Source organism: Pseudomonas sp. LF-5, from assembly GCF_037626295.1.
GTDB classification, from domain to species: Bacteria; Pseudomonadota; Gammaproteobacteria; order Pseudomonadales; family Pseudomonadaceae; genus Aquipseudomonas; species Aquipseudomonas monsensis.
In genome coordinates this window covers 1,017,467-1,031,026 of record NZ_JARKMT010000001.1, presented here as the reverse complement: position 1 = coordinate 1,031,026, position 13,560 = coordinate 1,017,467, and the positions used below count along the sequence as shown (strand labels likewise).

13 protein-coding genes and 1 tRNA gene are annotated in these 13,560 nt (G+C 56.0%); 3 read left to right on the top strand and 11 right to left on the bottom strand.

Annotated features, from left to right (window positions below):
* Positions 1–164: 164 nt before the first annotated feature.
* Positions 165–1,493 carry a hypothetical protein gene (locus tag PseuLF5_RS04660; protein ID WP_340133041.1) on the bottom strand — a complete coding sequence of 443 codons (1,329 nt, stop codon included), beginning with the start codon at positions 1,491–1,493 and terminating at the stop codon, positions 165–167.
* 239 nt (positions 1,494–1,732) lie between these two features.
* The gene (locus tag PseuLF5_RS04655; protein WP_340133040.1) at positions 1,733–1,945 is read right to left on the bottom strand and encodes a hypothetical protein; all 213 of its coding nucleotides are present in this window, start codon (positions 1,943–1,945) and stop codon (positions 1,733–1,735) included.
* Between the two features lie 338 nt (positions 1,946–2,283).
* Here PseuLF5_RS04655 and PseuLF5_RS04650 point away from each other — a divergent pair, with 338 nt between their 5' ends.
* The 3 genes from PseuLF5_RS04650 to PseuLF5_RS04640 all read left to right on the top strand — a co-directional run bounded on the left by PseuLF5_RS04650 (position 2,284) and on the right by PseuLF5_RS04640 (position 4,562).
* On the top strand, positions 2,284–3,132 hold the full coding sequence (locus PseuLF5_RS04650; protein WP_340133039.1) for a hypothetical protein: 849 nt from the start codon (positions 2,284–2,286) through the stop codon (positions 3,130–3,132).
* Positions 3,129–4,061 carry a hypothetical protein gene (locus PseuLF5_RS04645; RefSeq protein ID WP_340133038.1) on the top strand — a complete coding sequence of 311 codons (933 nt, stop codon included), beginning with the start codon at positions 3,129–3,131 and terminating at the stop codon, positions 4,059–4,061. The genes PseuLF5_RS04650 and PseuLF5_RS04645 overlap by 4 nt, the downstream gene beginning before the upstream one ends.
* A 414-nt stretch (positions 4,062–4,475) precedes the next feature.
* A tRNA-Leu gene (locus PseuLF5_RS04640) sits at positions 4,476–4,562 on the top strand.
* A 216-nt stretch (positions 4,563–4,778) separates the two neighbouring features.
* Here the strand turns inward: PseuLF5_RS04640 and PseuLF5_RS04635 are convergent.
* The 9 genes from PseuLF5_RS04635 to PseuLF5_RS04595 form a co-directional block, all read right to left on the bottom strand.
* Positions 4,779–5,063 (bottom strand): hypothetical protein, encoded by a 285-nt coding sequence (locus tag PseuLF5_RS04635; protein WP_128615308.1) that lies wholly within the window; start codon positions 5,061–5,063, stop codon positions 4,779–4,781.
* 250 nt (positions 5,064–5,313) lie between these two features.
* Positions 5,314–5,544 carry a hypothetical protein gene (locus tag PseuLF5_RS04630; protein WP_008082703.1) on the bottom strand — a complete coding sequence of 77 codons (231 nt, stop codon included), beginning with the start codon at positions 5,542–5,544 and terminating at the stop codon, positions 5,314–5,316.
* A 121-nt stretch (positions 5,545–5,665) separates the two neighbouring features.
* Positions 5,666–5,896: a hypothetical protein gene (locus tag PseuLF5_RS04625; RefSeq protein ID WP_340133037.1), complete on the bottom strand. Its 231-nt coding sequence runs from the start codon at positions 5,894–5,896 to the stop codon at positions 5,666–5,668.
* A 103-nt stretch (positions 5,897–5,999) separates the two neighbouring features.
* Positions 6,000–7,037 carry a DNA topoisomerase IB gene (locus PseuLF5_RS04620; RefSeq protein ID WP_186745887.1) on the bottom strand — a complete coding sequence of 346 codons (1,038 nt, stop codon included), beginning with the start codon at positions 7,035–7,037 and terminating at the stop codon, positions 6,000–6,002.
* 70 nt (positions 7,038–7,107) lie between these two features.
* Entirely contained in the window at positions 7,108–8,187 is a 1,080-nt protein-coding gene (gene modC, locus PseuLF5_RS04615; protein WP_340133036.1) for a molybdenum ABC transporter ATP-binding protein, read from the bottom strand.
* Positions 8,188–8,190: 3 nt separating this feature from the next.
* The gene (gene modB, locus PseuLF5_RS04610; RefSeq protein WP_186745899.1) at positions 8,191–8,871 is read right to left on the bottom strand and encodes a molybdate ABC transporter permease subunit; all 681 of its coding nucleotides are present in this window, start codon (positions 8,869–8,871) and stop codon (positions 8,191–8,193) included.
* Positions 8,872–9,639, bottom strand: a complete 768-nt coding sequence (gene modA / locus PseuLF5_RS04605) for a molybdate ABC transporter substrate-binding protein (protein WP_267794997.1) — start codon at positions 9,637–9,639, stop codon at positions 8,872–8,874.
* Positions 9,640–9,808: 169 nt separating this feature from the next.
* On the bottom strand, positions 9,809–10,873 hold the full coding sequence (locus tag PseuLF5_RS04600) for an NAD(P)H-dependent flavin oxidoreductase (RefSeq protein ID WP_267794994.1): 1,065 nt from the start codon (positions 10,871–10,873) through the stop codon (positions 9,809–9,811).
* Between the two features lie 108 nt (positions 10,874–10,981).
* Positions 10,982–13,420, bottom strand: coding sequence for an autotransporter (locus PseuLF5_RS04595; RefSeq protein WP_340133035.1), 2,439 nt, complete (start codon positions 13,418–13,420; stop codon positions 10,982–10,984).
* Between the last annotated feature and the right edge of the window lie 140 nt (positions 13,421–13,560).

Sequence of the window (13,560 nt, the reverse complement as noted above, 5' to 3'; positions counted from 1 at the left end):
AGCCGATTTAAGGAACATTTACGCAACTGCCCAAGCCCAGGCATGCTCTGGGCCGGAGCAGTAGGAGGCCTAGCGTAACATCTGGTGCCGCTGATCAGCTGTATAAACAACAAAATGTTAGCTCTTACGCATTACGCAACAGGGATGGTTAACTTTAGTTTTACTCAGACCTTTGATTCGCCAGGAGGAACGACTGCTTGAGCAGAATTTGCAGCTAAATTATCGGGTCGAGATTTTCCTTTGGTCAAAGACTCTTTAGCAAAGTTAGTTATCTGGCTAGCAAAGTTTGGAACTGACTTCATTGCGTCTTTGAATGCATCAGAAGAGAGAAGTTCGTGCCATGGGCTACCGTAGCTTGCGGACTCAACGAGTCGGAGGGGTTGTTCATCTAGTCGAGAGAGTGCGGATTCCAACAGCTTAGCTTCGAGCTTAGGGTCTACTCTGCCAGCCTCTTTGCTATAGCCATCGTAAGCTCTAGATATTGATGCTTTAAATGCATAATCTTCCGAAAGGCGAAAGCGCTGGCCAACTTGTTTCGTTGCAAGCCAGGCAAACCAAACTGGTGCGCCAACTGACAAAATAGCAATTGTAATATTAAGTACGACCAATGTTCCCGAGGCTCCATCAGGTCGGGTTAATAGCTGTGTCAAAACTTGCAATTGCCCTGTACCTACGTAACCTCCTACTCCAAGCGCAGCGATTAGACCTGCTAGCCAAAACCACATTGATAAATCTAGTGATTTTGATCTTTCAGTAAATGCAGTAGCCAAACCGACACTTGTAGCTGAAGAGAAAACAGATTGACATTTTTTTATAATGTCATCTGCTTCTTTTTTTATTTTTGATAGTTCACCTAGTATGTTTGAGGAATCTTCTTTTGAAGAAAGAACTTTTATTCTATCTGCTTCGGCTTCTTGTGAAAGTTCATAAATTTTCTGTCGAGATTCTTTTAATGTCTCGAGATCAGATGGGAGTTGATCTGCTGCGTCGTATGCCTGTTCGATTCTTGATATCATCTCCTCCAAGGTGGCAGTCTTTGGAGCTAGCTCTCGCAGTCGAGTCTCTAATCCTCGAATTTGATTCGTTGACTTACGGAGGGCTTTTGTATTTTCTACTGCTTTCTTTTCATCAAAATCTTGATATGGTGTGAGAGCAAATGCTAGAGCATCAAGTGTGATCGTGAGCGCAGGAATTGCTGCTTGACCATTCGATGACGGGATGTTAGGGATAGTATTGGATCGAATGAAAGCGAAAGCAGGTAAGAAGTAGTCTAAGTCTTTTGACTCAACCGAACCGTCCTCTACTTCAATTTCAATTTCGGAGACTATCTCATGCAAAGCCCGAACGCGTTTAATTAAGTACTCCCTATTAATGCCTGCACATCCCCAATAGTTAGCGTGCTGACTTATTATGACCGCTTCTGGAATGATGCTGGTGATCGTATTTTCAACCGCTTTTAATTCTTCCGCTAATTTCTTAAATATTTGATTCACGATCCTTTCCTTGGTAATGACATGTGATTATATGGATGTATTTATATGTATTTTTAATTTTTCGCAATATGCCAAAAGTCAACCTGGCCTAATGCGAAATACCGCTAAACACAAATATTGTAAACTTTTATCGATGTCAATTTGGCAGCTATGACACGTCAGGATAGCTGACGCTATTGCTTGAATGCCGGTTCCACAATAGGGGGGGCGACTATCCTTCGAAAAGTGTCAAATGCTTCTTAAAGATTTTTGGACTTAAGTTTTGCCAGATCCTGTTTGATGTGGCCGGAGTTTTCACCAATGGTGTCAAGCGCACCCCGAACGTTAGCCCCTACCTCTGACACACCTTGCTGTTCTACATGCAGTGTCAGCTCCATCAGGGCCGCCTCCAGCGCCAGTTGGTTGGTGTACATCCTCTCGAGCACATCCGACAGCGAATAATCCCCTGACATAGCATCGACTCCATTCAAGAAAGGTAGAAGCATAGTACCTTTGTCAGGCAGTAATCGCTGCTTGCTTAGAAATTGCTACAAAGCGAAGCAATTTCAGTAGGTTAGCCAGTCCGGCCGGGTCGTAGGTAGAGTGCTACGCCCAATCCATCATTGTAGAGAGTGAGTTACGCTTCCTGCCAGCAAGGTCACTAAAAACTTACCAACATGTTTTCTTGAATATCAGAAATATTTAGCTCTAGTCCGGCGGAACCTGACTTGACAAATGATGTCGTTTTGCTATGCCTAGGTTTGAGATCACTCATATTTCGCTAGGCTCCTCTGAGCCAAGGACGGTTCTAGTGACGAATCGCGTTAGTAGTTTGATTGTGCTATCCGCTCTCGCGGTCGCTGTGCTAAGCGGCTGCGCCGGGGTCAGCTTCTATACCGATCCTACCTTACAAACTCGAACCGGCATTCCGGTCTATGGCTCTAAACCGTATTTGCTTGTGTCTCGTACAGGTGCTAAAGACAAGCCTGTAGAGGCATCAATAATTTATTTGCCCAATACTGAAAAAGTCATCTACGCCTATCCTCGCTCGGGATTTGGCTCCGCAAATCTCACCATGTCCCTCGCTGGTGGACAGATGACATCGTTCGGACAACAAACGGACACGAAGGTGCCAGAGCTGATTACTTCTCTTTCGGGCTTAGTTACTGCGCGTGCAGGCGCAGAGAAGGCGGAGGCTGAGGCCAAATCAATACGAGCTGCAATTGGTACCCAGCAATCAGCAATTCCGGCGTCCGTAGCCGGTCAAAAGGTTTTGGATATAGCGGATGAAATACTTCGAAAAGCTACCAACGGTAGTCTTCCGGAGCTTACCGATCAGGAACTGCGGACTCTGAAAACTGTAGCGCAGGCCTTGAAAGCGGCAGGAAACTCACTCCTAGCTCCTGCCAATGCACCGTTCGCACAACAGCAGTTCGATGTTATCAACGCCCAAAGTGAGATTTTGAAGAAATACCCATCTCCAACGGGGAGCACGACGAGAGATAACTCACTACAAATTGTTCAAGCTTGGGCAGAAGAACTGAGAAAACTATTTAGCACGACGCAACCTGAAAAAGAAGATCTTCCAACATTCGAACTCTACGAAATTCTCCAGCAACCTGGAGCCGCGCCTGTGCTGCGTAAGGTTTCATTGTCATGAGCCGTGCCAAAGGCCCCAGCACTGAGCGTATAAGTGCTGTCGCGTCTATTCGCAAGGAGCTCGATGACCGCGTTGGAAGTAGAACCGAAATTCTTGGATCTATGCTAGGAATCAAGATACGTGGTGGGAAACTTACCCGACAACTCGGCATCACTTACTTTGTCCGAGAGAAAATTCCGAAATCCGAGCTGAGCCCGCGTAAGAGAGTACCGATGACTCTCAAAATGGGTAATCAGATAGTGACGACTGACGTTGTCGAATGGCCTCGGATGATTGAGCAATACACAGCGACACCCACGATCATCAGTGATGGCAAAACACAAGGGACCTTGTCTTGTTTTGCCTCATCAGATGCTGGAGTGTTCGGCATTTCCTGTGCGCATTGCTTGGTAGGTGCTGACGGAAGGCCAGCGACGCCAACTGAGGTTGCCTATTTTGCAGATAATCAGCAGCGATGGGTCGAAGCCGGGGAAAGTGTCTATCTGGCTTATTCCGCTGGTGCTGGATTGGCGGGTAACTATGGGTATCTAGATTGTGGACTTTTCAGTCTTCATGATGCGTCCTTGGAAGCGAGGGCAAATTCCGGTCAGGTGCTCTCCGTTGTCAGCAATACTCGCTCGCTGCTAGGTTCAAATCTGGTTGCCGTTAGCGCACTGAATGCTCCAGGTTCAACGAATCACTGGAGAGAGGCAGTGGTGGTTGGCGTAGAGGCCGACGCTATGGGTGAACGCTGTGATTTAGTCCTCGCGGTTGAGTTTCCTGGAACATTTCACGGTGACAGCGGCATGCTTTGGCTCACGCAGGACGGGAAAGCGGCCGCGATCCATGCGCGAGGGGAGGAGCGTCCAGGGCTCCAAGGGAGTCGCCTTACGACAGCAATGTCAGCGGCTCGCGTGGTCGATCATTTGGCAATACAGATGAGGATTTAATGCTGATGCTGATCCTGCGTCAGATCCAAGTGAGCAGTGTCAACGGCACTCCAAAAATGTTCCGCAACTTCAGATACACCCTTTGCAGATCGCGGCTTTCAAGAGCTTTGAAATCAGTAGCTTGCGGAACGTAATTCGTGCTAACCTATTGATCTGCTTGGCTTTGTGGCGTGGATTGCAAATCCACCTACGCCGGTTCGATTCCGACCTCGGCCTCCACTATAAACAAGCTCCGTAGATCCATGATTTACGGAGCTTTTTTATTTGCAGTGCGCAGCAAGATTTAGTCTTGAAAACGGCCATTGCAAACTTGCTTCACCGGGAAGTGATGTATATATTTCCCGCTCTGCTGCTTGCATGTGCACTCTGTCAGGATTGCCACTGCGAAGTAGGAGAGAGCAACACCGCGCTACCGCCCGAATGGCGAAACTGGTAGACGCATGGGACTTAAAATCCCCCGCTCGTAAGGGCGTGCCGGTTCGATTCCGGCTTCGGGCACCATCTCTAATCAAGGGTTTGCGGGCGAAAGCTGATGCAAGCCCTTGTTTGTTTCCGGGGCGGTATTTTGATCGGATGCCCATGGATTACCGCTAATGGATACTTCTGATCGTTCGCAATTTTCATTGTGCCTATTGGCGTTGCGTACGTTCACTGGCCTGACAGCCGCCATTTTTTTTAAGCGAAAGCCCAGCTATTTAGCTGGGCTTTTTTGTAGCTTTAAACAAATGCCTGCCCACTGAAACCTCGCGGCAGGCGCTGAAGTCCGGCCATTGCTGTCAGCCGCTCAATCCATTGTGTGCGCCAATCAACCGCGCCATGAGTGTTCTTTGCCTGTCGGGCAGTGCGTCGTGCTGCATTGCGTTGGTCTTTTCTTGCCTGCTTGAACGCATCGGTATTGCGGCAGCTACGGCACTTCACGCGATTGAGTTCTTTGCTCGCTGAGAGTTGCTGACCTTTGTGACCGCAGGCCAGATGACCGTCGACGCTGAAATGAATGACCATGAACCGTCTCCTGAGTGACGTGTAATGGTTTGACAACTGGCAGCCATGCGCGTTCGGCGAGACAAATCGCAGACAAAAAAACACCCGCATGCGGGCGGGCGTTGAAAGTGATCTCTAAAGGAGTGATTTCACTGTAAGCGGGTCGATGTGATGGCTTCGTGAAAAGAAACTTTTCGGCTCACACAAGCAACTGCCGGGCAGAAGGCCGCCCGGCAACAATGACCATCTCTCGCGATGACCTGATTTGTCGTTATCTGAACCGTGGCAGCGGCCGATCAACGGGCTTCAGGGCCGACAGTGTATTGCGAATCAGCGGCGCATCCTTTTCGATGTCGTTCAGCCGATCGCGGATACGCAGGGCGGTGGGGTGTCCGCCTTGATGATCGACCCAGTCGGCGATCTCCTTGCAAGCGGCCGCGAGGCGGGCCTGCCGGGCGTCGAGCAGGGTGAGGAGGGTGGTGATGGACTCTTTTTCGGACATGGAACACCTCCGTTCAATGAAACCGCTGAGCGGCAGCAAAAAGCCCGCAAGTCGCGAGCCTTCTGCCGTTGGGGTGCTGCTCCTTCAGCTGGTTTCAGTATAGACCCGCCGGTGATCGGCATCAGCCGGAAGACTGGCGGACCGGTAGTAGAGAACTCGCTGCGTTAAGGCGCTCGCATTCGAACCTGGCGTCTTGCTCCCTGTCGTAGCCATCGCCGATGAAGCCACCCGTGCGCGTGTCGCAGATACGAAACCAGCCAATGGCTTCGGCGGGATCATGCTGGCTTTCTCCGGCGCGTCGACCGTGAATGATGATCTTGTTGCAGCGCTTCACGACGAAAATGTCTTCCATGGCGTCACCGCAGCTGATTCGTGTCAGATCAACTATAGAAGGCTGCGGCGATCGTGCAAAAAATAGGCAGATCAACTCGTCGGCTGGCACTGCCAGGCGGGGATCAAGGCGCGTCGGTCATTTCGCTCATCTGCTCGAGAAACATTGCCAGCGCCACTTCTTCGGCGCGCAGCCCTTTGCGTACTCGCGGACGGGGGAGTTGCGCCAGTGCGCCGAGCATGAATTTTTCCACCACAGCGGGATGGATATAGCACTTGCGGCACACCGCTGGCGTATTGCCCAGCTGTTTGGCGACGCCCTTGACCATCTCGACGACGTGGCGTTTGGCTTCGGTCTCCGATTCGTGAGTCAGCTCACGCAACACCGCCAATGCCAGGGCGCTGCCGGCCCAGGTGCGGTAGTCCTTGGCGGTAAAGTCGGCGCCGGTCAGGGTTTGCAGATACGCATTGACGTCGGAAGAGCTGACTGTGTGGCGGTCACCGTTTTCATCCAGATACTGAAACAGGTTCTGCCCGGGGATTTCCAGGCAGCGCTTGATGATTCGCGCCAGACGGCGATCCTTGACGGTGATTTGATGTTCGATCCCGCTCTTGCCGCGAAACTGGAACAGGATCGCACTGCCGTTGACCTCGACATGCCGGCTGCGCAAGGTAGTCAGGCCGTAGGAACGGTTATCCCGCGCATATTGCGTGTTGCCGACACGAATCAGCGTGGCATCGAGCAGGGTGATCACCGTGGCCATGACTTTGTCGCGACTGAAACCGGGCGCGGCCAGCAGCGCTTCCAGCTGTTTGCGCAATTTCGGCAGCGCCAGGCCAAATTCGCGCAGGCGTGAATACTTGTCGGCATCGCGCACTTCGCGCCAGCGCGCGTGATAGCGGTACTGTTTGCGGCCACGGGCATCGCGCCCAGTGGCTTGCAGGTGGCCACGCGGGTCGACGCAGATCCACACGTCGATATAGGCCGGCGGCACCGCGAGGGCGTTGATGCGTTTGATTTCGTCCGGGTCAGTGATGCGCTGGCCCGAGGGTTCGAAGTAGCTGAACTTGCCGCGCAGTTTCTTGCGCGTGATACCGGGCTGGGTGTCATCGACATAGTGCAGGTCTGGGGGCAGTGCGTCGGTCAGCACGGTGTCGGGCATGGCGGCTTCCTTGGGGGCGTCGTGGTCTGTAAACGATTGACCGCACGCTGTAGCCGTCGTGCCGAATGATTTACGCCAGCACTGCGACCGCCTTGATCTGCGCCCAGAGTTGCTGGCCCTGATGCACGCCGAGTTGATCCCGCGAGAAGCGCGTGATACGCGCCACCAAGGGCGTGCCGCCGGCATCGAGACGAATCAGGACATGGGCAGCGTTGTCCGCTGCCAGTTCACTGACCACGGTGACCGGCAGACGATTGAGGATGCTGCTGAACTCGGTGTTCTGCAGGGTGAGACTGATGTCTCGCGCGTGTACCTTGCACCGTAAGGCCTGACCCAATGCCATCGGCGCGTGGGTGACGCGAATGTGCAAATGGGTGGCCGGCAATTGCAGGCTCAGCAACTGATAATCGGCGTCGTAGGCACTGACCTGACCCTCGATGATCACACCGGCGTCGTCGCCCATTGCCATCGGTAAATCCAGACGGGCGAGGGTTTCGCCGATCGGGCCGCTGGCCAGGGCCTTGCCGTCGCTGAGCAGCACGAGGTGATCGGCCAGTCGCGCCACTTCGTCTTGCGCGTGGCTGACGTACAGCAGTGGAATGTCCAGCTCGTCATGCAGACGCTGCAGGTAAGGCAGAATTTCGCGTTTGCGCTGGCTGTCGAGAGCGGCCAGGGGCTCGTCCATCAATAACAGCTTCGGGCTGGTCAGCAGGGCGCGGGCAATGCCCACTCGTTGACGTTCGCCACCAGAGAGGTGCTGCGGATGGCGCTCGAGCAGATGACCGATACCCAGGAGTTCAGTGGCCTGCGCGAGATCCACCCGACGCTGGGCCTTGGCGATGCGCTTGAGGCCGAATTGCAGATTGCCCAGCACCGACAGGTGCGCGAACAGGCTGGCCTCTTGAAACACGTAGCCGACTGCGCGTTTGTGTGGCGGGACGAAAGTGCCATGGTCGCTGTCCTGCCAGACTTCACCGTTGATGCGGATAAATGCCTGTTCGGCACGTTCCAGCCCGGCAATGCAGCGCAGGCAGGTGGTTTTGCCGGAGCCGGAATGACCGTACAACGCGGTGACGCCACGGCCCGGCAAGTGCAGGTCAACGTCCAGGCTAAAGCCGGAATAGCCGATTTTCAAACGTGCATCAATCATCGGTCAGCTCCAGCCCGCACGGGTTTTGCGGCTGGTGTACAGCGCCAGCAACACCAGAAAGGAAAACACCAGCATCGCCCCGGCCAACCAGTGAGCCTGGGCGTATTCCATGGCTTCGACGTGGTCGTAAATCTGCACGGACACCACGCGGGTCTTGTCGGGAATGTTGCCGCCAATCATCAGCACCACACCGAATTCACCGACGGTATGGGCGAATCCGAGGATCGCTGCCGTGATAAAACCCGGGCGCGCCAGGGGCAGCATCACGCTGAAAAAAGTGTCCCAAGGATTGGCGCGCAAAGTCGCGGCCACTTCCAGAGGACGGGTGCCGATCGCCGAAAAGGCGTTCTGTAGCGGTTGCACCACAAACGGCATGGAGTAGATCACCGAGCCGATCACCAGCCCGGTAAAACTGAAGGTCAGCGTGCCGAGCCCCAGCCATTGGGTGAATTGGCCGAGAAAGCCGTGCGGCCCCATCATCAGCAACAGATAGAAACCGATGACGGTCGGCGGCAGCACGAGGGGCAGGGCGACAATCGCCCCGATCGGGCCGCGCAACCACGAGCGGGTACGCGACAGCCACAGGGCGATTGGTGTGCCGACCAGCAACAGAATCACGGTGGTCAGGGACGCCAGTTTCAGGGTCAGCCAGATCGCCGCAAAATCGGCACTCGTCAGTGCCATTTAGAGTTGATAACCGTAAGACTTGATCACCGCAGCGGCTTTTGGGCCCTTGAGGTATTCAACCAAGGCTTTGGCGGCGGCGCTGTCCTTGCCTTTGTTGAGGATGACCGCGTCCTGTTTGATCGGGTCGTGCAGGCTGGCCGGAACGATCCAGGCCGAGCCGCTGCTGACTTTACCGTCCTTGTAGATCTGCGAGAGAGCTACGAAGCCCAGTTCGGCGTTGCCGGTGGAGACGAATTGATACGCCTGGGTGATGTTCTGGCCTTCAACGATCTTGGCTTTGGTGGCCTCGGTCAGTTTCAGCTTCTCCAGCACCTGCGTGGCGGCGAGCCCGTAAGGTGCGGCTTTCGGGTTGGCGATGGACAGATGCTGGTACTCGTTTTTCTTCAGCACATCGCCTTTGGCATCGACGTAGCCTTCTTTGGCCGACCACAGCGCCAGGGTGCCGATGGCGTAGGTGAATCGCGAGCCCTTGACGCTATCGCCTTCTTTTTCGAGTTTTTCCGCAGTGGTGTCGTCCGCCGAGAGGAATACTTCGAACGGCGCGCCGTTTTTGATCTGGGTATAGAACTGGCCAGTGGCGCCGTAAGCGGCGACCAGTTTGTGCCCGGTGTCTTTTTCGAAATCGGCGGCAATCGCCTGGATCGGCGCGGTGAAGTTGGCAGCTACAGCCACTTGCACTTCATCAGCCTGGACAGTGCCAATGGCGAACACCGCGAGCAGGGAAACCAGGCAGGAAGGGGCAAAACGGGAGGCACAAATGGTCATGTAACAGCTCCGTGGTTGGCGTGGGCACAGGGCAGCTATTGTTGGAAGTGGACTGCGCCGATGCGAGGGGTGAGATCGCTATATAGCGAAATATATAGCGAAACGCCGGCAAACGGAAAGTGTTGCTTGAAACCAGTGTGAGGGCTTCGATTCCTCACGCGGTCCGGACTCAACGCTGTTGCAGTTTTGCCAAAGCACCGTCGGCCAACTGTCGCGTCAGTTCGGCACTGCTGACGTCTCTGCCCAACGTAAAGGCCTGACCCGCCCAGAGGTTGGCGAACTCAGCCTCATGCTTCGCCCGCAACGGCATCAACGCACCCCCCGCCAGCGGAAATGCGGGAGCCATCGGCGACATCGGGCCCAGCTCGCGCATGGCACGGTTCAGAATGCCCCGGGCCGGGCGGCCGGTGAAAATATTGGTGATCGCGGTTTCGCTTTCCTTGGCCGTGCGCAGCGCCTGGTGATGAGCAGCGCTGACTTTCGCTTCCGGGGTGAACAGGTACGCAGTACCCACCTGCGCCGCCGACGCGCCGAGCATGAGCGCTGCCGCGACACCGCGAGCGTCGGCAATGGCGCCCGCAGCGATCACTGGAATGTTCACCGCATCGACCACCTGCGGTACCAGGGCAAATGTGCCAACCTGACTGCTCAAGTCCTCACTCAGAAACATCCCGCGATGGCCGCCAGCTTCGTAACCCATGGCAATGATCGCATCGCAACCGTTCTGCTCCAGCCACACGGCTTCCTCGACGGTGGTGGCCGAGGAGAGAATTTTCGCTCCGGTGGCCTTGACCCGATCCAGCAGGGATTTTTCCGGCAGGCCAAAGTGGAAGCTCACCACCGACGGTCGAAACTCCTCCAGTACTTCGCAGGCTGCGGCATCGAAGGGCGCGCGATTGGACACCGGCGTCGGTGCGTCGAAATCCACGCCCAGTTCGCGGTAGTAAGGTTCCAGCAGGTTCTTCCAGTCGCGGGCGCGTTGTTCATCCGGCGCCGGTGGCTGATGGCAGAAGAAGTTCACGTTGAAAGGTTTGTCAGTGTTTGCACGAATGGTTTTCAGCTCGTCACGCAACTGCTCGATGCTGAGCATCGCCGCCGGCATCGAACCCAGCCCCCCGGCATTACACACGGCGATCACCATGGACGAATTCGTGGCACCGGCCATCGGGCCCTGAATGATCGGTACTTCAATACCGAGAAGGTCAAGCAGGCGGTTATCTGGCCATTGGCTCATGACAGCGGTTCTCCGAACGACAAAACGGGCAGGGACGGCAGGGTCGTTTTTTAACAGCAAAGCCGTCTACACAGCCAGTTCGAAATACTGAATATGCCGTGCAGTTTTTCAGCGTCGGTGTAATCCGCCGCCGCCAAACGAACGATTCATGTTTTGCGAGGAGTTATGAAAGTTGTTGGTGCGCTGGTTGCCGACATTGCGCGCAGCGGATTCGCGATTGAGGTTCTGCAGTTGTGCATTGTTGTTTACCGGCGTCGGCCGTGTACCGCCGCCCACCATCGACTGCCAGCCATTCTCGGTTTTCTTGTAGACGTTACCGTCATGCCCCGCATAAACGTTGTCGCCGACATGGGCCACACCACTGTCGCGTCCGCGAACCGCGCCATATTGGGTGGTGTTGCCGGAATTGGGGTTGTACACCGCACCACGGTTGGCGGTGACTTGCGTGCCGTTGCGCGCATTGCCGACAGTGACCCGTTCGCCGGCAATGGCGCCGCCGTTCGGCCCGGTCGCCACGCCGCTGCGTCCGGCTGCATAGTTGCCGTTATAGACGTTGTGCACCGCGCCCCGTTGACCCGCCGCTGCGACGCCGGTGCGTGAGTTATACGAAGCACCTACCTGACCCGCCCAGCGATTGCCGGTCCAGGCGTTGTAGCCCGCACCGTAGCGGCTGACGGTCGCTCGATCGCCCCACTGATGGTAAATGTTGCCCGTAGTTCCGGCCCAGCCGCCGGGCCCCCAGGCTACCGCGCCGCCACGATAACCGTAGGCGGCGCCACCCCAGGCCAGCGGCGCTGGATACAGGTGCGGGCCCCAGGCGTAACCCCAGCCGTAATTGCCCCACCACGGATAGGCGCCCCAGCCCCAGCCCATTGCCACGGTGCTGCCACCCCAGCTCCACCCAAAACCGAAGCCGAACGTCCAGCCGGTCCAGGGTGTGTAGCGAATGGCGACGCCGAAACCGTAAGTCACCGGCGGCCCGTACCAGACACTGCCGACCCACGGCGTGTACGGATAACCGGTGCCATAAACCACGACGCCGGTCGCCGGGTCCAGATTCGATCCCTGATACCCCGGCGTGTAACCGACCACCACGGTATCGCCGCTGGACTCATAGACCTTGACGTAGGTGAGGTAGTGCATGGGCGAACTCGGCGGGATCGAATAGATCACCGCCGGTACCGAGCTGGCCACGGTCCACGGCCCGTTCAAGGACGTCGAGGTGAACCAGATTCCGTTCTCCACCGCAAACCAGCTGCCGTTGTCGACGCGAATGATCGGTGTCGCACTGTTGACCACATACTGCAGCGGTGTGCTGTTGATGGCTTTGAGTTGCGGCTCGCCATCGAACTGCGGCGCTGTCATGTGCACCGCGTTTTTCTTGATCGCCGAGGTCTGGGGAATGGTCGCGGCAATCGCCGCTTCCTTGGCCTGTGGCGTGCCGGCGACGGAGGCCTTGACGTTCTCTTTCGGGCTGTCGTCGGGGATGTTGGCGAAGTCGGCGGGCAATTTGTCGGCCGGGGTAAATGTCCACGGCCCCTTCATGTCGCTGGCGCGAAACCAGCGCCCGGAGATCAGCACGTAACTGTTCTGGTCACCGATTTCCTTGAAGATATGCCCGGTGGTGTTGCTCACATAAAGCAGGCTTGTACCTTGGATGGGCAGCCATTGTGGCGCGCCGTCGGTCACCAGCAGTTCGGTGGGCGTGGTGGCGATGAAGATCTTCGGCTGCGGCGGTTTGGCCAGAGTCGGCACCTTGTCTTTGGGATCACTTTGTCCCGTCAACAGATCGACCTGCCGGCTCTTGATCGCCGCCAGTCGGGCTTTTTCCAGATCGGCAGGTGGCGCGGCCAGGCGCGTGTACTCGCCGCTCAACTGGTCGGCAACCATCCAGCCATCGAACACATGCAGGTAATGTTTGCCCTGGGCATCTTTCAGCAGCAGCGGCCGAGTGTTGATCACCCGTTGCAGCGCAGTGCCGTCCACCGCTCGATAGGCGGCCTCGCCATCAATATAGACAAGCAGGGCGGGGACGTCGGACGTGACGATGGCTGGCGGCGTATTTTCCAGTGGTGCGCTGTCGGCTTTCTGCTCGGCCGACAGCACGCCTACGGCGGCTTCGAGCTGATCCAGCGAAATGGTCTTCTTGCGGTTTTCGGCGTCCTTTTGCAATGCCGCGACCCAGATGTCGGCCTGGCTGGCATCGGCCGGGAAGTCGGCCTTGATCAGCTTGTACTGATCGAGCGCCACCCAGCGGGTCGCTTTGTCGACCAGTGTATGCGCGCTGAACTGGACGATGCCGTAGGTGGACTTGCCGTCGCCACCTGTGGCTTCGACCGCCGCGCGGGCATTGAGGGTATAGCCATCCCAGCTGTCGAGTTGCGGCTGGTACACGGTCAGTTTCGCCTTGCCGCTGGTGATGACTTGCGGCCATGTCGGCGCGTCCGGCGCTGCGTCAGCGGTTGTTGTCGCGGGGGCTGCCAAAGCATTGCCGAAGGTCAGCAGCCAAAGCATCAACATCACAAGAAACGAGCGCGGATAAGGCATTGTCAGCTCCATCGACAGGGCGATTTCCAAAGGAATCATCGCGAAAGCACAACCGTCGAAAAAGCATAGTCGCCCGCGATGCAAATACCCGGTCGATTTGCGGACAAGCAGAAAGTCGAGTGTGGCAATGTATTGGGATG